Raw genomic sequence first — 21656 nt, forward strand, 5'->3', positions numbered from 1 at the left:
ACATGACCACCCCACCCAAGCTTAGAGCGTATCGCGCCAAGCGCGAATTTTCGAAGACGCCGGAACCGGCGGGCGGGCTTGTTTCGGCCGACGGCAACCGCTTCGTCGTTCACAAGCATCATGCCACCGCCGACCACTATGATCTGCGCCTGCAAGTCGGTGGTGTGCTGAAAAGCTGGGCGGTGCCGCGCGGGCCTTCGCTCAACCCGGCCGACAAGCGGCTCGCCGTCGAGACCGAGGATCATCCGCTCGAATATATCGACTTCGAAGGCGTCATTCCCGAGGGCGAATATGGCGGTGGGCCGATGATCGTCTGGGACACCGGCACCTGGGCGCCGATGGACGATGTCGACAAGAGCTTGCGAACCGGCGCGTTCAAATTCCGGCTGGCCGGCGAAAAGCTCAATGGCGGCTGGATGCTGACCCGGCTGAAGCCGAAGCCCGGCGAGGACGAGAACAAGAAGAACTGGCTCTTGTTCAAGGAGCGCGACCTCGCCGCCGACACCAAGCTCGACATTCTCGAAGCGCGCCCGGAAAGCGTGAAGTCGGGCCGCCGCATCGAGGAACTGGTCGTGCCACCGACGAAGCCGGCGCGGCTGCCGCCAAAACCTGGCGCTCTGAAACCTGGAACTCTGCCCGGCGCTGTCAGAGGCGATCCGCCGTCGCGCATCGAGCCGCAACTCGCAACCCAGGTGCCGAAACCGCCGGGCGGGCCGGTTGAGGATACGGGCGAACTCTGGCTGCACGAAATAAAATTCGACGGTTATCGCACCATGGCGCATATCGCCGATGGCGAGGTGCGCCTGATCACCCGCGGCGGCATCGACTGGACGAAGCGCTATGGCGACCTGCCGCAGGCCTTTTCGCGCCTGCCTCTCAGCCAGGCGATCATCGACGGCGAGATCATGGTGCTGGACGAGAAGGGCATTTCGCGTTTCGCGCTGCTGCAGGATGCGCTGTCGGCGGGTGCGGGCTCCAAATTGCATTTCTATGCCTTCGACGTGCTGCATCTCGACGGCTGGGACCTGCGCAAGGCGCCGCTCATAATGCGCAAGGCACTGCTTGCCGAGCTTCTCGCCGGGATGGGCGCCAACTCCGCCATCCAGTTGAGCGATCATGTCGAGGGTGACGGGCAGGGGCTTTACGACCAGGCGAATGAACTCGGCCTGGAAGGCGTCGTCTCCAAGCGCGCCAATGCCATTTACCAGAGTGGCCGCACCAAGAGCTGGACCAAGGTCAAGGCGCTGCAGAAGGGCGATTTCGTCATCGCCGGCTACACCGTCTCAGACGCCGCCGAAGGATTGGCCGCGCTCGGTATGGCCGAATTTGTAGACGGCGAACTGCACTATCGCGGCAAGGTCGGCACCGGCTTCGATGCCGCAACCGCAGGCGACTTGCTGGCACGGCTGGAGCCGCTGCGCGATGGCGCGACGCCACCCGAGGGCGTGCCGCGCGAAATCATGCGCGAGATGAAATGGGTGCGGCCGCTGCTGTCGGCCCGCATCCACTACGCCAACCGCACGGCGGACAATGCGCTGCGCCACGGCGTGTTTCGCGGGCTTAGGGATGTCGGCCTGTCGACGCCGGTCTCGCCCAAGCGCAAGCGGCTGATCGCCGAAGCCGATCTCGCCACCATCTGGGTGACCAACCCGGAGCGCCGGCTGTTCGGCAAGACCGGACCGACCAAACTCGACATCGCCGTCTACTACGCGCTGGTTGGCGACTTCATGCTGCCGCACATTATGGGCCGGCCGGTGTCGCTGGTGCGCTGCCCGACCGGCCTGCCCAAGGACTGTTTCTTCCAGCGCCATGCCTTCACCGGCATGCCGCCTTCGGTGGTGACATTCGACAGCGTCAATTCCGAAGGCGAGACCAAGTCCTTCCTGTCGGTCGAGGGCGCCAAAGGCTATCTGGCGCTGGCGCAGTTCGGCGTTGTCGAGTTCCACACCTGGGGCACGCACCGCTTGAGCCTCGACAAGCCCGACCTGATCGTCTTCGACCTCGATCCGGGCGAGGGCATTGCCTGGCGTGAAGTGGTCGAGGCCGCCGTTCACATCAAGGGCCAGCTGGAAGGGCTCGGCCTGGTGCCGTTCGCCAAGACCTCCGGCGGCAGCGGCATCCACATCACGGTGCCGGTGACGCAAAAGCAGAACTGGAAGAAGCTGCACCAGGCAACCAGCGCCATCTCCACCCATCTGGCGGCCACCGCGCCCGACACCTTCACCACCACCATGGGCAAGGAAAACCGCAAGCGGCGTATCTTCATCGACTATCACCGCAACGCCCGCGGCCACACCTCCGCCGCCCCCTATTCGCTGCGCGCCCGCACCAATCTGCCGGCCTCGACGCCGGTGAGCTGGAGCGACCTGGAGACCATCGATGCGCCGCAGGATCTAAACTACTCCTCGCTGCCGGGGCTGTTGGCGACGTCGGGCGATCCCTGGGCGGACATGGAGGATTTTGCAAGGGATTTGCCGGCCTTCAAGATCTAGGTTCCTCGCCCCCCGTGGTACGGGAAGAGGAATCCAAATCCATCGACGCTTCAGGCAATTTGAATTATCCTCCCTCTGCGCCCCCTCCAATCCGCCTGGAAGGTTTCGTCAGGAATTTGCCGGTATGTTTGGGGCCGGTGTAGGATTTCAGCGGTGTCGTTCGTCCTTCGGACGAGCAGCACTGCATCGGTGTGACAGTGCATGGCCGCGTAGGAGTAGATCATGGCGCCCAGGGCAAGTTGGAAAGGTTACCTCAAGCTCAGCCTCGTCAGCTGTCCGGTCCGGCTCTATCCGGCAACGACGACCAGCGAGCGCATCTCGTTCAATCAGCTGCACAAGAAGACCCACAACCGCATCAACATGAAGCCGGTCGACCCTGAACTGGGGCTGGTCGAGCGTTCGGATCTGGTCAAGGGCTACGAGTACGAGGACAAGCAGTACATCATCATCGATGACGCCGACCTCGACGCGGTGCGCATCGAATCCAACCACACGATGAACATCGAGGCCTTTGTCGATGAAGACGAGGTCGACGTCATCTATCAGGACGCGCCCTATTACATGGCGCCGGACGGCGCCATGGCCGAAGAAACCTTCGCCGTGCTGCGCGAAGCCATGCGCAAGTCCGGCAAGCTGGCGATCGCCCGCCTTGTCCTGTCCAGCCGCGAGCGCGTGGTGACGATCGGTTCGCGCGAGAACGGCATGTTCGTCTGCACCTTGAGAAATCCGAACGAAGTGCGTGGCACGGCTGAATATTTCGGCAACATCCCGGCCGGCAAGCCCGACGCCGAAATGCTGCAATTGGCCGAAGCGCTGATCAAGCAGAAGGAAACCACCTTCGATCCGAAGAACTACGAGGATCGCTACGAGATCGCGCTGATGACGATGATCCGCGAGAAGCTCAAGGGCCACAAGCCGATCATCGCGGCTGCCCCCGAGCGCGGTAATGTCATCAACCTGATGGATGCGCTGAAGGCGAGCCTGTCGCAATCGGCCAAGCCGCCGGCCAAGTCGAAGAGCAAGGCCGACGAGGCGGAGAAGCCGGCCGCCAAGGCAAGCAGTGCTAAGGCTGGGGCAGGCGCGGCCAAGGAAAACCCGTTGAAGGCCAACCTGCTCAAGGCCGTCGGCAAGAGCAAGGGGTGACGGCGCCAACCGGTATAATCCCGGGCGCCGTCTTCGGCACCATCGGCGCGCTGGCGGCATTTCCGCTGCGGCTTGCCGCGCGCGAGGTCGAGCGCCGGCATGGCCAGTTGCGGCGCGGCGTCACCAGGCGCACCAGCCATGTCGTGTTCGGGCGCACGCTGCTCGCCAAGGCCGGCATGGCGAAGGCCGGCGATGTCGAGATCGAGCGCCGTGTCTCGGCCGAGCGCGCCGCCGGGCGAACACTTCTTAGCGAGAACGGCTTCCTGCGCCTGCTCGGCCTGATGAGGGCGCCGGATGCATCTTCGCTGTCCAGGCAATCGCTGATCGATCAGTCGAAACTGTCGGGCGCCGATGTCGACCTGCTCAGCCTGTTCGATGCTTTCGAGCATGATGCAGAACCCTACTCCTTCCGTGACCTGATCCTGGCCCGCAAATATGCCGGGCTGGTCGCCGGCGGCGCTTCATGGGGCGCGATTGCGCGCTCCGTGCACCGCTCCGGCCCGGTCGCCTCGCTCACCGCCAAGTCGCTCAATGTCGGGTCGCAGCATGGCCGGCCCGATGCGATCTATCTCGAAGGCGGCCAGAGCGAGCTTGACGGCCAGCTGCTGTTCGATCTCGGCAACGCGAGTGCAGCCGGCGACGACACGCTGGAGGACTTGTTCGCCGAGGCTGAAAGCGCGGAAGAGGAGGGCCGGCACGACGATGCGGCCGCCCTTTACCAGCGCTGCCTCAGTATCGATCCGAGCGACGCCATCGCCGCCTTCAACCGCGCCAACTGCCTGCGCGGCGCCGGCCGCACAGCCGAGGCCGCCCATGACTACGCAAGGGCGATCAAACTCGATCCGGCCTTCGTCGAGGCGTGGTTCAACCTCGCCGGGCTGATGAGCGACGAAGGCAAGATCGCCTCGGCACGCAGGCATTTGCAAAAGGCGATTTCGCTCGACAAGAGCTATGCCGATCCGGTGTTCAACCTCGCCCGGCTGGAATTCGACGCCGGCAATCTGGCAGAGGCACGGCGGAACTGGGTGCGCTACCTCGAACTCGACGCCGACTCCGAATGGGCGCGCACGGCGCAAAAGGGCATACAGTTCGTGGATTTGCAGCTGACGCGGAAGTCCGTCTCCTGAGCGCCCACTCTTTGCTCCACGTCCTGCCCTGGTCAAATGGGATAGGAGCCGGAAGGGCTATCAGGTTTCTGCAGGTGGAGGATCTGGTAATGGACTGGAAAGGCGGGGAGTTTCCCTTCTTGTGTTTGTTACTTGCGGTTTGTACGGCAGCTTTTCTTTTCTTGATGGTGCAGCAGATTCGTGAGCTGCACTTTTACAAGAGCAATCACTGGGATTTTTCGCAAGACAACAACATCAGTTTAAGCAAATATTGTCGCGGAGAGAGCTCGGATATCCGGGATCTGATGTCCAACAAGGAGCGGATCCTATTCGGTCGACCGATCCTCATTTTCCTAGCAGCAATTTTCTCAATTGCTCTCGCCTCCCTCGTCTTTCACCCGGAGGATTGGAGACGGGGTGGTTCCGAACTCTCCTATCTTTCTTTCGGGAGCCCGCAATCTAATGCCTACTGACTTCCTCTTCGACGGCTTCGACACCGCCCCGGTCACCATCCTGCTGGCGCATGGCGCCGGTGCATCGATGGATTCTCCCTCGATGACCGCCACCGCCAAGGCGCTCGCCGTTGCCGGCTTCCAGGTCGCGCGCTTCGAATTCCACTATATGGCCGCCCGCCGCTATGGCCAGCGCAAGCCGCCGCCGCGCGCCGAGACGGTCAACCCAGAATACATCAAGGCAATCGCCGACCTGAGAGCCAGGGGTGTCACGGGAAAGCTCATCATCGGCGGCAAGTCGATGGGCGGCCGCGTCGCCTCGATGGTCGCCGACGAGATGTTTGCCAAAGGCGAGATCGTGGGCCTCGTCTGCCTCGGCTATCCCTTCCATCCGCCGGCCAAGCCCGAGCAACTCAGGACCAAACATCTCGCCGGTCTGAAAACGCCGACGCTGATCTTCCAGGGCACGCGCGACGAGTTCGGTACCAGGGACGAGGTCGCGACCTACGGCCTTTCCGACACCATCGAAGTGATCTGGCTGGAAGACGGCGACCACGACCTGAAGCCGCGCAAGAGCGTATCGGGGTTTTCGACGGCGGACCATCTGAAGACGCTGGCGGAGACGGTGAAGGGGTGGGCGGGGCGGATCGCTTCCTGATCTCCGCCCCAAGGTCTGTTGAGATTCGGGTCAGGCCGAGTCGAAAATGGTTGATACCGAGAACCGGAGCGGAGCGTACTAAAAGTACGTGAGCACCGGAAGCGCAGGTGTCAGCCATTTGCAGGCCGGCATCATCCGAATATCAGCGGACCTTGAATGAAAATCGCCTCCTTCAACATCAACAACATCAACAGCCGGCTGCAGAACCTGTTGGCCTGGCTGGCGGCAGCCAAGCCCGATGTCGTCTGTCTGCAGGAGCTGAAGGCGCGCGACATGCAGTTTCCGCGTACCGCACTGGCCGAGGCCGGCTATGGCGCGGTGTGGAAGGGCGAGCCGACCTGGAACGGCGTGGCCATACTCGCGCGGGGATCGGAACCTGTTCTGACCGCGGACACGCTGCCGGGCGACGAGGCCGACAGGCAGAGCCGCTACATCGAGGCGGCCGTCAATGGTGTCGTCATCGCCTGCCTTTATGCGCCCAACGGCAATCCGCAGCCGGGGCCGAAATTCCAGTATAAGCTGGCCTGGCACGAAAGGCTGGAGGCGCATGCCGAGCAGCTGTTCGACACCGGCCTGCCGGTGGCGCTGGTCGGCGACTACAACATCGTGCCGGAGCCGCGCGATATCTATGCCACCCGCTCCTATGACGACAACGCGCTGGTGCAGCCGGAAAGCCGCGCCTCGTTCCAGCGCCTGCTCGAGCAGGGCTGGACGGATGCGCTGCGCAAGAAGCATCCGAAGGAAACGCTCTACACATTCTGGGATTATCGCCGCAACCGCTGGCCGCGCGACGCCGGCTTGAGGCTCGACCACATTTTGCTGTCGAAGAAACTGGCGCGCCGCCTCACTGCTGCCGGCATCGATCGTGATGTTCGCGGGCAGGACGGCGCCAGCGACCACGCGCCGATTTGGGTGGAATTGAAGTGAGCTTGGCTGTGTGATCGCGACCACTTCCGTGGACGTTGGTTTGCGCTATTTGTTTCGCTGCGGCTGGCCGCATGATGAGCAAGGTGCGTGCAGCATCGAGGGGGAGCCCGATGGACAGGTTGGCCGAAAGGCTGTTTGCGCTTCCGCTGCTGGCGGCCGCCCTGGCTTGCCTGGTGCGGGCGTATTTGCTGTTCGGCGACAAAGATTTCAGCTGGGACGGAATCATCCACATGCTGCATGGTCCAGCCACGCTGCAGCCGGTGGTGTTCCTGACCGTGGGCGGGCTTTGCCTGTTTGGCGCTTTGTTGTTCTGGGCCGGGCTGCTGCCCGGTCGGCCAGGCAAAACTGCGGGAGCGCCGCTCTTTGGCCGCGACGCCGAGATCGACCCGAAGGGCCGCCCTGGCTTGCGACGCGCCTTTCTCATGCTTCAGGTGATCGCCGTGCTGGCGCTGCTGGCCGACCAATTCACTTGGCGGCGTCATACCGGCCCGGGCGAAGTGGCCACGCCGAGCGAGCCCAATGAACCCAAGCAACATGTCAGCGCCCCACCGGTGCCGGAACCGGTGACACCACCAGCGCCGCCGCTAGCCGCCCCGCCGCCTGAGCAAGCAGCCAAACCTCCAGCAGCGCCGGAGCCGCCGCCGGCTCCGGCCTCGCCGCCACAAGCCGCACTTCCTTCGCCCCCGGAAACCGTGGCGCCCTTGCCACCGCCTCCGCCGGCGCTGCCGACCGAGCCCGACGGTCACCGCGACGCCGTCGTCTGGCTCGCCGTGTCAGCCGATGGCCGCGAAATCATGAGCGCCAGCACCGACCACATGATCAAGCTCTGGGACATCGCCGGCAAGCGGCTGATCCGCAACCTCGGTGAGCACAAGGACATGGCGCGCACGGCGCTGTTCATGCCCGACGGCGCCACCGCGCTAACCGCCGGCGACGACGGCGAAATCGTGCTGCGAAAGCTCGCCGACGGCACCGTGCTGCATGTCTTCTCATCGGGCGAGAATGGCGGCGTGCGCAAGCTGGCGATCAGCCGGGACGGCAAGCGTGCCGTCAGTGGCCACGACACCGGCAACGTCATCGTCTGGGATCTCGTCAACAAATCCGCGCTGCATGTGATGACCGGGCACGACTGGCCGATCAGCACGGTCGCCATCTCGCCCGACGGCACGCGCGCGCTGAGCGGCTCCATCGACGGCACACTGAAACTCTGGGACGTCGAAAGCGGCAAGCAATTGCGCAGCTGGCACGGCCACGAACAGGGCGCCTACGGCGCCGTCTTCACCGCCGACGGCCATCACGTCATCACAGGCAGCGGCGACTACACGATCAAGCTCTGGGACCTCGACACGTTTAGGGAGCTGCGCCGCTTCGAGGGCCATGAAGGCACCGTCTACACCCTGGCGCTGTCGGCCGACGGCAAGCGCCTGGCGTCAGGCTCGCTCGACGGCACCGCACGGCTGTGGGATGTCGACACAGGCAACCAGACCGCCATGTTCGACAGCCGCACCGGCCCGATCTACGCCGTCGCCTTCGCCCCCGACGGCACGCTGCTGACCGGCGGCGACGACCGCACCATCAGGGACTGGCCGGCGACAGGCGACGGCGAAATTCTGTTCGCCGGCGCGCCGCAGTGAATGGTCTGCACGACAGCTGATCTTCCGTGCGAAGGAGATGGCCAACAGACCAGCCGAACGCCGCGTCGGCAGCTTCGCTCAATCCTGACTCTCAACCAGCTCCGGACCACGCAGAAATGTGAGCGCCCCGGGCGAGGTCGTGTCATATAACGGACATCGGCACCGACTACCAAAACCTGTCTTTTATCTGTCAATTTTGGAGGTCACTTATGCTTCGCCCCCTCATCGCGCTTGCCGTTACGACAAGTCTTGCCAGCGCTGCTGGTGCAGCCACGATCTATCCTCTCGACCGCGCCACCATCCTCGCTCAATCGCCTTTCGACCTCAAGGTCGAATTCGACAAGGTCGTCACGCCTGACCAGGTCACGGTGACGATCAACGGCAAGCCGGCCGAAGAGGTCCTCGGCAAGAAGGTCGAATTTGTCGAGAAGGAAGAGGGGGTCGATGCCTCCGCGATTTTGATCCGCGCCGCCAGCATCGCCCAGCCCGGTACCTATGACATCGAAGCCAAAGCTGGCGACGAGACCAAGTCCGTCAAATGGGAGGTGTTCGGAACCTCGGCGACCCCGCGCGCGAAGAACGTCATCTTCCTGCTTGGCGACGGCCTCTCCGTTGCGCATCGCACCGGCGCGCGGATCATGTCCAAGGGCATGACCGAAGGCAAGGCAAACGGCCGGCTCAACATGGACGATCTCGATCATATGGCCTTTATCGGCACGTCGTCGACCAACGCGATTGCCACCGACAGCGCCAACACCATGTCGGCCTATATGACCGGCCACAAGACGGCCGTAAACGCGCTCGGCGTCTATGCCGACCGCACCAAGGCCAGCCAGGATGATCCGAAGGTCGAGACCATCGCCGAGGCGGTGCGGCGCACCGGCAAGAAGTCGATTGGTGTTGTCACCACGGCCGAGGTCGAGGACGCCACCCCGGCAGCCGTCGTCTCCCATACCCGCAGCCGCGGCGACAAGGCCGATATCGTCGGCATGTTCCTCCAGACCCAACCGGACGTCATCCTCGGCGGCGGCTCCGCCTATTTCCTGCCGCAGAGCACGGCCGGCTCCAAGCGCAAGGACGACACCGACTACATCGCCAAATTCCGTGATGCCGGATACGCCCTTGCCATCGACAAGGCCGAACTCGAGGCCGCCGCCAAGACCAACACCGGCAAGATCCTAGGCCTGTTCCACACCGGCAACATGGATGTCACGCTTGATCGCGACTTCCTCAAGAAGGGCACCGTGGAAACCTTCCCCAATCAGCCGGGTCTGGTCGAGATGACCAATGTTGCACTTGGTGAACTGTCGAAGAATCCCGAAGGCTTCTTCCTGATGGTCGAAGGCGCTTCGGTCGACAAGATGTCGCATCCGATGGATTGGGAGCGCTCCATGGTAGAGGTCATCGAATTCGACAAGGCGGTCGGCGTTGCGATGGAATTCGCCAAAACCCATCCCGACACGATGATCGTCGTCACCGGCGACCACACCCACAGCGTCTCCATCGTCGGCACCATCGACGACAGCAAGCCGGGTCCCGACATGCGCGACAAGGTCGGTGTCTATGCCGACGCCGGCTTCCCGAACTACGAGGACAAGAACAACGACGGTTATCCCGACAGCGTCGATGTCTCGCGCCGTCTGGCCATCTTCGGCGCCAACTTCCCCGACTATTACGAGACGTTCCGCCCGAAGCTCGACGGCCCGTTCGTGCCGGCGGTGCAGAACGAGAGCAAGCAGTATGTTGCCAACGAGAAGTACAAGGACGTGCCCGGCGCCGTGCTGCGCATCGGCAATCTGCCGAAGTCGGCCGAAAGCGCGGTCCACGCTGTCGATGACGTCGTGCTGCAGGCCAGCGGCCCGGGTGCCGAAGGCTTCAAGGGTTACATGGAAGAGAGCGACGTCTACAAAGTTCTCGCCGATGCGCTCGGACTGGCGCCGGCGACGAACTGAGCCGCGCAGTCTATGATGATCCCGGCCGCTTCATCCGGTGCTTGCGGATGGAGCAGGCCGGGACGATGGTTCGGGCGCCAGCGGCGCCCGTGCCAGTCGACAAGGGAAGAGCAATCATGGAGTGCAGACCGATCACCCGTCGCGGCATGCTGCTCGGTTCGGCTGCGGTCTGTCTTTCGGCGAGTCTGCGCGGCGCGTCGGCAGCGCCAGAGCCGCTCACCTTCGACGACCTCTACGCCAAGATCGGCGTGCTCGGCATGAGCTTCTCCGACAAGGTCAAGACGCTTGCCGGCCAGGATGTGACCATGCGGGGTTTCATGGCGCCGCCGCTCAAGGCCGAGGCGAAATTCTTCGTCCTGACCGAGATCCCGATGGCGCTGTGTCCGTTCTGCTCGTCCGACGCCGACTGGCCCGACAACATCGTCGTCATCTATCTCGACCAGGCGCAAACCTTCGAACAGGCCAACGCTCTCATCGAAGTGGCAGGCAGGTTGGAAACCGGCTCGTGGACCGATCCGGAAACCGGCTTCGTCAGCCTTTTGCGCATCGTCGACGCGCATTTCTACCGGGCGGCGTAGCGATCATGCTCGGCCTGTCCGTGCGCGATTTGCGGGTCTCCTTCCGCGACCTTGAGAAGCCTGCGCTCGCCGTGCCTGCGCTGGATATCCAACCTGGCGAAAAAGTTGCGGTCACTGGTCCTTCGGGATCGGGCAAGACGACGTTCATCAACATCGTGACCGGGCTGGAACGGACACGCCACGGCTCGGTGCGCTGGAGCGATACCGAGCTTTCCAGCCTCTCCGAAGCCAGGCGCGACCGCTGGCGCTCCGCGAATGTCGGCCTGGTCATGCAGGAATTCTACCTCAGCCCCGGCCTGTCGGCGCTGGAAAACGTGCTGCTGCCCGGCAGACTGTCGCGGGTCCTCCCGGTGGCCGAACTGAAGGCGGAAGCACTGCGGCTGCTCGAACGGGTCGAAATCGCGCGCCCCGGACAGCCGGTCGAAACCATGTCACGCGGACAGATGCAGCGGGTCGCCGTTGCCAGGGCGCTGGTGACGAGACCGGCCATTGTCGTCGCCGATGAGCCGACCGCCAGCCTCGATGCCGATGCCGGAATCGCGGTGGCGAACCTGCTCTTGCAATTGGCCGGCGAGGCGGGAACCACCCTCATAGTCGCCAGTCACGAGAAACGGCTGATCGAAAGGCTGGACCGGATCATCCGCCTGGAGGCCGGTCAGGTGACGCGCGACGCGGCGACATCTGAGGACATACGCGATGAAGCGTTTTGAGCTGGAAAAGGAATAGCCGATGCTCCGCTTCATAGCCGCGGATCTGAGACGCCACTGGATCGGCGTGGCCGCCGTAGCCCTGCTGATTGCGCTGCCACCGCGCTCGGGGTTGCGGTGACGCTCAGCGAGCGGGCGCTGCGGCTGGGCAGCGCGCAAGCCGCCGATGCCTTCGACCTGGTGATTGGCGCGCCGGGCAGCGAAACCCAGCTGGTGCTGTCCTCGGTATTTCTCCAGGCGGCACCCCTGTCGCTGATGCCGGGCGATGTGCTTGCCGGGCTCATCAAGGATAAGCGGGTGGCCTGGGCAGCGCCGGTCGGTTTCGGCGATTTTGTCGAAGACTTCCCGATCGTCGGCACCACGCAAGCGCTGGTCGATGGACTGGGCGGCATCTCCGAGGGCCGCACATTTGCGCTGCTAGGCGATGCGCTGGTCGGCGCCGCTGTGCCCAAAAGCGTCGGCGCTCGCTTTCATCCCGCGCACGGGCAGCTGCATGCGGCGACCGAGATCCACAATGATTTCACCTATACGATTGTCGGGCGCCTCAGCCCCACCGGCACGGCCTGGGACCGGGCGATCATCGTGCCGATCGAGGCGGTCTGGCATGTGCATAAACACGAGAACGGACGCGCCAGAATAGCAGCACTGGTCGAGCAGGTCGACGCGAAAGACGGTGCCGAGCCGCATGGTTTCGATGCGCCGATCAATCCCGATGCCGTTCTCGATCCCGCAGCGCCCGGCCTGCCGGCCGTCCTGGTAAAACCGCACACCATCGCCGACGCCTACAAGCTGCGCCAGCAATACCGCAGCGAACGCACGCTGGCGGTCTTCCCCGGCGAAGTGCTGACCCGGCTCTACGGAACCCTCGGCGATGCAAGGCGCATCCTGTCCGTGGTGGCGGCCGGCGCGCAATTCCTCGTCGCGGCGGCAATCCTTCTGGTCGTCATCGTCCATGTTTTGCAGCGACGGCACCAGATCGGCGCCCTGCGCGCCTTCGGCGCGCCGCGCGCGGTGGTGTTCGGGATCGTCTGGGTGGAAACCTTTGTCATCGTCGGCGCCGGCGTCCTGCTCGGCTTCCTCTTCGGCTATCTCGCCGCCCGAACGATCGCGCATACGATGGGCGAGGTGAGCGGTTTTTCCTTGCCGGTCACGTTCCGCATCGAGGACATGCGTTCGGTGCTGATCTTGCTTGTTGTGGCGGGCCTGGCCGCGGTGGTGCCGTCGATCCTCGCCTACCGGCAGTCGCCGGCGCAGGCGCTCAGGAATTGAACAGAGCCAAGTGTGGCGAGCCACGAGGATGGCTAATCTCCCCCCTCGTGGGGGAGATGTCCGGCAGGACAGAGGGGGGCGCGAAGGATCGCGACCTTGATCCGTTTCGCGCTACCGACGTGCAGTGATGTGACGTCGTCCGGTTTGTTGAGGGGCCGGCGGGACAGCGCCCCCCTCTGGCCTGCCGGCCATCTCCCCCACGAGGGGGGAGATCAGCAGCGTCGCCGTCGTGCCAGCCTTTTGAGGCGTGACACTTGCATCGCCCGATGCCAAGACTCCTTCGCCTGTTGTATCTTGAGAATCCCATGCCCCTCCACCTCGTCGAAGCCTCGATCGCCGACCTGCGCCGTGCCTTGGAAGACGGCACCGTCACCAGCGTCGAGCTGGTCGGCGCCTATCTCCGGCGCATCGCGCATTACGACCGCCATGGCATAGCGCTGAATGCCGTGCCGGTGCTGAACCCAAATATGTTCGAAGAGGCCGCCGCATCCGACCGGCGGCGCCGCAATGGCACCACGCTCGGGCCGCTCGACGGCATCCCTTACACCGCCAAGGACAGCTACAAGGTGAGGGGCCTGACGGTGGCCGCGGGCTCGCCCGCCTTCGAACATCTCGTCGCCAATGAGGACGCCTTCACCATCGCGCGGCTGCGGGCCGGCGGCGCGGTGCTGATCGGGCTGACCAACATGCCGCCGATGGCCAATGGCGGCATGCAGCGCGGCGTCTATGGCCGCGCCGAAAGCCCTTACAATGCCGATTACCTGACCGCCGCCTTTGGCTCCGGCTCGTCCAACGGCTCGGGCACCGCCACCGCCGCCAGCTTCGCCGCGTTCGGGTTGGGCGAAGAGACATGGTCGTCAGGCCGCGCGCCGGCCTCCAACAATGCGCTTGTTGCATACACGCCCTCGCGCGGCGTCATTTCGGTCAGGGGCAACTGGCCGCTGGTGCCGACCATGGATGTGGTGGTGCCGCACACACGCGGTATGGCCGACATGCTGGAACTGCTCGACGTGATTGTCGCCGACGATGCGGAGACGCGCGGCGATTTCTGGCGCGCGCAGCCCTGGGTGACGATCCCGAAAAGCGCTGATCTCCGGCCGCCAAGCTACACGGCGCTTCCGCTGGAGGGATCGCTGAAAGGCAAGCGCCTCGGCGTGCCGAAAATGTATATCGGCCGCGATGACGACGCGGAGCGACCGATCGAGACTCGCGCCTCTGTGGTCGACCTCTGGCGGCAGGCGGCAATCGATCTGGAAAAGCTCGGCGCCGAAGTGGTCGAGGTCGATTTTCCCGTCGTCTCCAACTATGAGCGCGACCGTCCAGGCGCGAAAACCATGGTCGAGCGCGGGCTGGTGCCGGAAGCTTTTGCCGAGCGCGAAATCTGGGACCTCTGCATCTGGGGCTGGGACGATTTTCTGCGCGCCAATGCCGATTCGGTGATCCCCGATCTGGCTTCGGTCGACGGCCCCAAAATTTTCCCGCAGCCGCCGGGCGCGCTGCCCGATCGCTATGGCGATGACGGATTCGACCTCGCCGACTATGTCACTCGGGCCAAGCAGGGCGTGACGTCTTTCCCAGACATTCCCACGCTGGCGGAAGGGCTCAAGGGGCTGGAGGCGACACGGCGTCTCGACTTCGAGGACTGGCTCGATGAGCACAAGCTCGACGCCGTGGTGTTGCCGGCGGTCGCCGATGTCGGCCCGGCCGACGCCGATATCAACGAAGCCTCGGCGGACCTTGCCTGGCGCAACGGCACCTGGGTCGCCAACGGCAATCTGGTCTGGCGCCATCTCGGCATCCCGACCGTCACCGTGCCGATGGGGACGATGGCCGATATCGGCATGCCGGTCGGGCTGACATTTGCGGGGAAGGCCTATGACGATGTCAGGCTGCTGCAATTCGCCGGCGATTACGAGCGCGCCACCCAACGCCGCACCAGCCCGCCACGCACGCCGGCACTGGCGGATGATGTGTTTGTGGGGCGCGGCGGATTGCGGGTCAGCGATGCAGCGCCGCCGGCGTTCAGGCTAGCCGCGGAAACGATACGGCAAGGAGACCAGGCCGAGATCGCTGTAGCGGTCGAACTCGATGCGAAGACCGCTGACATTAAGGTCCACGTCAATGGCGAACCTGTCGCCATGCAGCGAAGTGGCGCAGGTTTTCGCGGTCGCATCGTTGTGCCAGGCGTCGAGCATGAACGGACACACAGTGTCTGGCGCGGCGCTTACGGGTCGATCGTCACCGCGATTGTAAGACTGGAGGATGGGCGTACGGTCGGTGCTTATACAGTGACGGGCGGGGTCGGATGAGGCTAGCTGATCTCCCCCCTCGTGGGGGAGATGCCCGGCAGGGCAGAGGGGGGCGCTGTCCTGCCAGCCTGTCAGCCAAAGCCAGCTGTCTTGCGCAGGTTTCAGACGGGCCAGTGATTGAACGCCGCGATCCTTCGCGCCCCCCCCTCTGGCCTGCCGGCCATCTCCCCCACAAGGGGGGAGATCAGCAGTTCCTGCAGCTCCGCCCGCTTGACCCATCCGCCACCCGCGCTATCTTCGCGCCATGCCAAAAGCTCCCGCTCCGCTCATCGTCATCGATCTCCAGACCAACATGTTCGACGGGCGCGTCGAGCCACCAATCCACGATGCGCCGGTCATTGCGCAGCGCACCCGGTCGCTGATCGACTGGGCGCGGCGCAGCGGCAGAAAGATCGCGTTCGTCAGGCATGACGGGCCGGCCGGCGATCCGCTGGCGCCGGGCGAGCCGGGTTGGCCGGTATGGCCGGAACTCGGCCAGGCCAAGGACGAGCCGACATTCTCCAAGACCGTCCGCAACGCCTTCTCCAATCCCGAGCTTGGCGCCTGGGTGGCCGGGCAGGGTGCCGATGAAGTCGTGCTCGCCGGCGCGCAGACCGATTTCTGCATCGCCGGTACCGTCAAGGGCGCCTTGGCCGAAGGCCTTGCCGTCACTGTCGTGTCCGACGCCCACTCCACGCTGGATACGCCCGACGCGACCGCTGACGAGATCATCGCCCGGTACAACACGGACTTCACCAATGCCGGCGCCACGCTGGTGACGACCAAGGCGCTGACCGGCAGCTGAAACGCCCGGATCGCGTCGAAGACAGGAGACTGCCTTGCAAGTTTTGAAACTGCCGGCCGAAGGCGGCTGCCGCTGTGGGCGCGTGCGGCTGAAGATTTCCGCCAGGCCGCTTTTGACCATGGCCTGCCATTGCACCGGCTGCCAGACCATGTCGGCCAGTGCATATTCTCTGAGCGCCGCCATTCCCTCGGACGGGTTTGAAATCACCCAGGGCGAGCCGGTGGTCGGCGGCCTGCACGGCGCCTCGAAGCACTATTTCTGCCCGCATTGCATGAGCTGGATGTTTACCCGGCCCGAGGGGCTCGACTGGTTCGTCAATCTGCGCCCGACCATGCTCGACGAACCCGGCTGGTTCACGCCGTTCATCGAGACATGGACCAGCGAGAAACTGCCCTGGGCGACGACGCCGGCGGTGCATAGTTACGCGGCGTTGCCGGCGTTCGAGGACTATGAGGGGCTGGTGGCGGAGTTTGCTGGGCGCTGAAGCTGCTGAGCGCTTTACCTTCTCCCCTTGTGGGAGAAGGTGGCCTCGCGAAGCGAGGTCGGATGAGGGGTGCTCCAGCTTGGCGCACACATTCATCTGCATCCGCTGCTTGGCAACAGGAACACCAACGCCTCACTTCGCTGGATCACCCCTCAACCGTCTCGGCGCTAGCGCGCCGATCCACCTTCTCCCACAAGGGGAGAAGGAAGATACAAAAAATTCCATCGAATCGATTGCGCAAACGTTTCGATCACCCTAAGCTTCCCTAAAATCCGCCATCAGAGCGGACGGGAAACGCGATCGGGAGGAGCGCTTGCAGGCGCTGAGTTTCATTGCCGACAATGGCTGAAGTGGCGCGGCGCGCCGGCGTGTCGGTGTCGACCGTCTCGCACGTCGTCAACAACACGCGCTTCGTTTCGCTGGAGAAGGCGAAGCTGATCAACGACGCCATTGCAGCCATGGGCTACCAGCCCAACGAGCTGGCGCGCTCGCTGAAGGCGTCGACCACCAACAGTGTCGGCCTGGCGATCTCGGCGATCTCCAATCCGTATTTCACCGACATCATCTGCGCCGTCGAGGCAGAATGCGCGCGGCTCGGGCTGATGGTGTTTTTGTCCGACACGCAGGAAGACCCCGACCGCGAGTTGCAGGTGGTGCGCGCCTTCCACCAGCGCCGCGTCGACGGCGTCATCCTGGCGCCGTCAGGCTCGCCGCAGCGCGCCATCGACTATCTCGCCGATAAAAAAGTGCCGTGCGTGTTGATCGACCGTTTCGCCGACGACCGCTTCGACCAGATCGGCGTCGAGAACGACACAGCGATGCGCGCGCTGATCGACCATGTCGCGTCCTTCGGCCACAAGCGCATCGGCTACATCGCCGGCCAGCCCGGTCTGGCGACGACGCGCGAGCGCATCGAGGCGTTCCAGGCTTCGCTCGCCGCCAATGGACTTGAAAGCGTGCCGCACTATGTCTCGCCGGAGAATGTCGACACGGCGGCAGCGACCGCATCGACGCATGCGATCCTGTCGCTGCCAACGCCGCCCACCGCATTGGTCACCGGCAACAACATGACGACGATCGGGGCAGTCCGCGCCATCCGCGAAAAGGGTCTTTCCATCCCGCGCGACCTGTCGCTGGTCGGCTTCGACGATTTCGAATGGGCCGACTGTTTCGAGCCGCGCCTCACCTTGGTCGAGCAGCCCTGCACCGAGATCGGCCGCCAGGCGGCCGCCCTGCTCAGCGCCCGCATCGCCTCGAGCGAAGCTCCGCCCCAAGCCGTGCGCCTGCAGGCGACGCTGCAGGCGCGCGCGTCTTGCGGGAGACCGAAATGACCGCGCCGCTTCTGGTGATGACCGGCGCCGTCAAACGCTTCGGCGGCGTGCAGGCACTGCGTGGCGTCGACTTCGACCTCAAGGCGGGCGAAATCCACGCGCTGCTCGGCGAAAACGGCGCCGGCAAGTCGACGCTGATGAACCTGTTGTCGGGCGTCTACACGCCGGACGAAGGCACGATCGCGATCGACGGCAAACCCGTGCGCTTCAACAACCCGCGCGAGGCGCAAGCCGCTGGCATCGCCACCATCTTCCAGGAGCTCGACCTGGTGCCGTCGCTCGATGTCGCCGCCAATCTTTTCCTCGGCCGCGAGCTGATGCGCCCGGGCGGTTTCCTCGACGTGCCGGCGATGCGCCGCGAGGCGAAGAAGCGGCTGGAAGCGATCGAGATCGCCATCGATCCAGGGGCGATGGTGGCGGATCTCTCGATCGGCCAGCGCCAGGTGGTGGCGATCGTCAAGGCGCTGTCCTATGCCTCGCGCGTGCTGATCATGGACGAGCCGACGGCGGCACTGACCGTCGGCGAGGTCGACCGCCTGTTCGACATCATGCGCAAGCTTGCCGCCACCGGCGTCGGCATTGTCTACATCTCGCATCGGCTGGAGGAAGTGCCCGGCATTGCCGACCGCGTGACGGTGATGCGCGACGGCCGCGTTGCCGGCATCACCGAGCCGCACGCGCCGCAGGCCGAGCTGGTGCGGCTGCTGGTCGGACGACCGCTGGACGAGCTCTATCCGCAGCGCGCCAAAGGGGCAGGCAAGCCGCTGCTCAGCCTGAAGAACGCGAGCTTCAAACTCGCCCGCGACAGCGCCGGCTGGCAGGCGCCGCAAGGCGTGTCGCTCGACGTGCATGAAGGCGAGATCGTCGGCCTCGCCGGCATTATGGGGGCAGGGCGCACCGAACTGTTGTCCGCGCTCTACGGCACCGGCCTGTCGGGCCGCTGGGAAGGCGAGGTCGCCATATCGGGCAAGCCGGTAAGACTGGATTCGATCAGCGCCGCCCGCGCCGCCGGTATCGCCTTCGTCACCGACGACCGCCGCGGCTCAGGCCTGATGCTGCGCATGGCGGTCGGGCTCAACCTCGTCATGTCGGTCATCCGTCGCATCTCGCCGGCCGGACTGATGTCGCCAAGCCGCCAGGCGGAAGCGGTCAAACAATCTTTCGGCCAGTTCGACATCCGCCCGAAGAACCCGGATATCGCCGTCGGCGCGCTGTYGGGCGGCAATCAGCAGAAGGTCGTGCTGGCCAAGGAAATCCTCGGCAACCCGCGCCTGCTGCTCCTCGACGAGCCGACGCGCGGCGTCGATGTCGGCGCCAAGGGCGAGATTTACGCGCGGTTGCGGGCGCTTGCCGCGCAAGGGCTCGGCATTCTGGTGGCGTCCAGCGAGATGCCGGAACTGATCGGTCTGTGCGACCGCATCGTGGTGCTGCGCCAGGGGCGCAATGTGGCGGAATTCATGGGCGGCGTCGACGAGCACACGGTGCTGGCCGCGGCAAACGGCAGGGAGGCATGATGTCTGACGAGAAGATTTCGCCGGCCCCCGTGACGACGGCGCCGCAAAAACATCGCGATCCGCTGGCGCTCATCGTGCGCTTCCAGAGCCTGATCGGCCTGGTGCTGGTGGCGATCGGCGGCATCATCTTTTCGCCGCGCCGCCATGGCGAAATCCTGTTCCTCAACCCCGACAACATCGCCAACATCGTGCGCGCCGTGTCGGAGACCGGCATCATCGCCATCGGCATGACCTTCGTCATCATCACCGCCGGCATCGACCTGTCGGTCGGCGCGGTGCTGGGCCTGTCCAGCGTCGTCACCGCCTCGATGATGATCTCCGGCGGCTTCGGCTTGATCCCCACTATTCTCGCCGTGCTCGTCATGGGCATCGTCTTCGGCGCGATACAGGGCACGATCTCGACCCGTTTCAGGCTCGAACCCTTCATCGTCACGCTGGCCGGCCTGCAGGCCGCGCGCGGCCTCGCGTTGGTCGTCTCCGGCAACCAGTACATCAACATTTCCTATGGCGACGGGCCGGGCCTGGCGCCGCCTGTCTTTGCCGTGCTGGGCGAGCGGCTGTTCAACAACACCGTGCCGGTCGCCACACTGGTCTTCATCGTCTTTGCGGCCATCGCCACCATCGTGCTCAACACCACGCGCTTCGGCCGCTATGTCTTTGCCGTCGGCGGCAATGAGCGCGCCGCGCGCATTTCCGGCGTGCCGGTGTCGATGGTGAAAATCTCTGTCTACGCCATCACCGGCTTTGCCGCCGCCCTTGCCGGCATTGTGCACGCCGGTCAGTTCAATTTCGGCAGCGCCAATGACGGCATGGGCTATGAGCTGACGGCCATCGCCGCCGTGGTCATCGGCGGCACCAGCCTGTTCGGCGGCGCCGGCTCGATGGTCGGCACCGTCGCCGGCACCATCATGCTCGGCGCACTCGCCAACATCCTGCAGCTCAACAACATCACCCCCGCCATGCAGTTGCTCGCGACCGCCGCGATCATCGTTCTGGCGGCAGTGCTTCAATCCCTCGTTCGCCGCCGCGAGGGTTTGGGTCGTTAGTGCATGTCGCATGACATCGGTTTTGCGATGACGACATGCACCAACAAACAGGAGGAGACGGCAGGACGTCAACCAAGGTCTGGCCCCCGGCCCGACGAGGAGGAGAGTGAGTTATGAGAACCATTACAAGAGCATCGACCCTCAAGGCCGTGCTTCTGGCAGGTGCCGCCTTGTGCATTGCCGGCACCGCCTACGCCGCCGAGCCGCTGGTGAAAGCCTGCGCCAAGGACGGCCAGTTCATCATCGGTTTTTCGCAGGCCAACAATGCCGAGCCCTACCGCCAGCACGTCAATGACGAGCTGGAGGCGGCGGCCAAGGAAGTGCCTGGTTTCACGCTGCAGATCGCCGACGGCGCCGGCAATGTCAACACGCAGACCTCGCAGGTCGACAATTTCATCACCCAGAAGGTCGACATCCTGCTGATCTCGCCCTTCGAGGCCGCACCGCTGACGCCGGCGGTGAAGCGCGCCATGGATGCCGGCATCCCGGTCATCGAGCTCGACCGCAAGACGGTCGGCGACCCCGGCAAGGACTACACTGCCTTCATCGGCGGCGACAATTTCAAGATCGCCGAGGAAGCCGGAAAGTACACCGCCAAGACGCTGCTGCCCGATGGCGGCGAGGCAGCGGTGCTGCAAGGCCTGCCGAGCTCGACGCCGGCCGTCGAGCGCCTCAACGGCTTCAAGGAAGGCGTGAAGGGAAACCCGAAGGTCCAGATCGTCGCCGAGCAAGCCGCCGACTGGGTGCCGGATAAAGCGCAAGTCGCCTTCGCCGCCATGCTGCAGGCGCATCCCGACATCAAAGTGCTCTACGCCTCCAACGACATGATGGCCGCCGGCGCGCTGCTCGCCGCCAAGGGGGCAGGCAAGGACGTCAAGATCATCGGCACCGACGGCCTGCCGGGCCCGGCCGGCGGCATCGAGGCCGTGGCCAAGGGCGACTGGGTGGCAACCTTCACCTACCCGACGGGCGCCAAGGAAGCGATCGAGATGTCGAAAAAGATCCTGCTCGACTGCGCGACCGAGGTTGAGCCGACGGTGACGGTGGAGACGACGGCGATCACGGCCGAGAATGCCAAGCAGCTGATGGGGAAGTGAGGGGCGAGCCCGGCACTGAGGTTGATGCGCAAGGCCCCGGAAGGGGCCTTGTTTGTTTGAGAACGCCAAACTCCAAGTGCCGCTGAGGGCGGCCGGCCTTGCATCTCATGCAGGTGACGCTCTTATCGCCTGATGAATTCACGGCTTCGGATAACGCGTAGCTGGTGGGCATT

Annotated in this window: 17 protein-coding genes and 1 pseudogene; all 18 read left to right on the forward strand. The window is 64.6% G+C overall.

Features of this window, described 5'->3' with window-relative positions:
- Positions 1-2: 2 nt before the first annotated feature.
- The 18 genes and pseudogenes from ligD (at position 3) to AC1DYJ_RS23565 (ending at position 21483) form a co-directional block, all read left to right on the forward strand.
- The gene (gene ligD / locus AC1DYJ_RS23480) at positions 3-2492 is read left to right on the forward strand and encodes a DNA ligase D (RefSeq protein ID WP_477281994.1); all 2490 of its coding nucleotides are present in this window, start codon (positions 3-5) and stop codon (positions 2490-2492) included.
- A 222-nt stretch (positions 2493-2714) separates the two neighbouring features.
- Positions 2715-3635, forward strand: coding sequence for a non-homologous end joining protein Ku (ku, locus tag AC1DYJ_RS23485; RefSeq protein ID WP_477281996.1), 921 nt, complete (start codon positions 2715-2717; stop codon positions 3633-3635).
- Positions 3632-4762 carry a tetratricopeptide repeat protein gene (locus AC1DYJ_RS23490; RefSeq protein ID WP_477281998.1) on the forward strand — a complete coding sequence of 377 codons (1131 nt, stop codon included), beginning with the start codon at positions 3632-3634 and terminating at the stop codon, positions 4760-4762. The genes ku and AC1DYJ_RS23490 overlap by 4 nt, the downstream gene beginning before the upstream one ends.
- Before the next feature lie 89 nt (positions 4763-4851).
- On the forward strand, positions 4852-5214 hold the full coding sequence (locus AC1DYJ_RS23495; protein WP_477282000.1) for a hypothetical protein: 363 nt from the start codon (positions 4852-4854) through the stop codon (positions 5212-5214).
- The gene (locus tag AC1DYJ_RS23500; protein ID WP_477282002.1) at positions 5204-5851 is read left to right on the forward strand and encodes an alpha/beta hydrolase family protein; all 648 of its coding nucleotides are present in this window, start codon (positions 5204-5206) and stop codon (positions 5849-5851) included. Before AC1DYJ_RS23495 ends, AC1DYJ_RS23500 begins: the two co-directional genes overlap by 11 nt.
- 156 nt (positions 5852-6007) lie before the next feature.
- Positions 6008-6778 (forward strand): exodeoxyribonuclease III, encoded by a 771-nt coding sequence (locus tag AC1DYJ_RS23505; RefSeq protein WP_477282004.1) that lies wholly within the window; start codon positions 6008-6010, stop codon positions 6776-6778.
- Between the two features lie 110 nt (positions 6779-6888).
- Positions 6889-8412: a WD40 repeat domain-containing protein gene (locus AC1DYJ_RS23510; RefSeq protein WP_477282006.1), complete on the forward strand. Its 1524-nt coding sequence runs from the start codon at positions 6889-6891 to the stop codon at positions 8410-8412.
- A 209-nt stretch (positions 8413-8621) separates the two neighbouring features.
- The gene (locus AC1DYJ_RS23515) at positions 8622-10364 is read left to right on the forward strand and encodes an alkaline phosphatase (RefSeq protein ID WP_477282008.1); all 1743 of its coding nucleotides are present in this window, start codon (positions 8622-8624) and stop codon (positions 10362-10364) included.
- A 116-nt stretch (positions 10365-10480) separates the two neighbouring features.
- Positions 10481-10942, forward strand: coding sequence for a hypothetical protein (locus tag AC1DYJ_RS23520; protein ID WP_477426271.1), 462 nt, complete (start codon positions 10481-10483; stop codon positions 10940-10942).
- A 5-nt stretch (positions 10943-10947) separates the two neighbouring features.
- Positions 10948-11652, forward strand: coding sequence for an ABC transporter ATP-binding protein (locus tag AC1DYJ_RS23525; protein ID WP_477282012.1), 705 nt, complete (start codon positions 10948-10950; stop codon positions 11650-11652).
- Positions 11653-11671: 19 nt separating this feature from the next.
- Positions 11672-12918: pseudogene (locus tag AC1DYJ_RS23530) on the forward strand (ABC transporter permease).
- Positions 12919-13223: 305 nt separating this feature from the next.
- A complete protein-coding gene (locus tag AC1DYJ_RS23535; protein ID WP_477282014.1) occupies positions 13224-15227 on the forward strand; it encodes an amidase in 2004 nt (667 codons plus the stop codon).
- A 244-nt stretch (positions 15228-15471) separates the two neighbouring features.
- A complete protein-coding gene (locus tag AC1DYJ_RS23540) occupies positions 15472-16011 on the forward strand; it encodes an isochorismatase family protein (RefSeq protein WP_477282016.1) in 540 nt (179 codons plus the stop codon).
- A gap of 34 nt (positions 16012-16045) precedes the next feature.
- Positions 16046-16495 carry a GFA family protein gene (locus tag AC1DYJ_RS23545; RefSeq protein ID WP_477282018.1) on the forward strand — a complete coding sequence of 150 codons (450 nt, stop codon included), beginning with the start codon at positions 16046-16048 and terminating at the stop codon, positions 16493-16495.
- A gap of 332 nt (positions 16496-16827) precedes the next feature.
- On the forward strand, positions 16828-17826 hold the full coding sequence (locus AC1DYJ_RS23550; RefSeq protein ID WP_477282020.1) for a LacI family DNA-binding transcriptional regulator: 999 nt from the start codon (positions 16828-16830) through the stop codon (positions 17824-17826).
- A complete protein-coding gene (locus AC1DYJ_RS23555) occupies positions 17823-19340 on the forward strand; it encodes a sugar ABC transporter ATP-binding protein (protein ID WP_477426272.1) in 1518 nt (505 codons plus the stop codon). The genes AC1DYJ_RS23550 and AC1DYJ_RS23555 overlap by 4 nt, the downstream gene beginning before the upstream one ends.
- Positions 19340-20386 (forward strand): ABC transporter permease, encoded by a 1047-nt coding sequence (locus AC1DYJ_RS23560; protein ID WP_477282023.1) that lies wholly within the window; start codon positions 19340-19342, stop codon positions 20384-20386. Before AC1DYJ_RS23555 ends, AC1DYJ_RS23560 begins: the two co-directional genes overlap by 1 nt.
- Positions 20387-20499: 113 nt before the next feature.
- Positions 20500-21483, forward strand: coding sequence for a substrate-binding domain-containing protein (locus tag AC1DYJ_RS23565; protein ID WP_477282025.1), 984 nt, complete (start codon positions 20500-20502; stop codon positions 21481-21483).
- Positions 21484-21656 lie beyond the last annotated feature (173 nt).

This window comes from Mesorhizobium sp. P2_B11, from assembly GCF_056404855.1.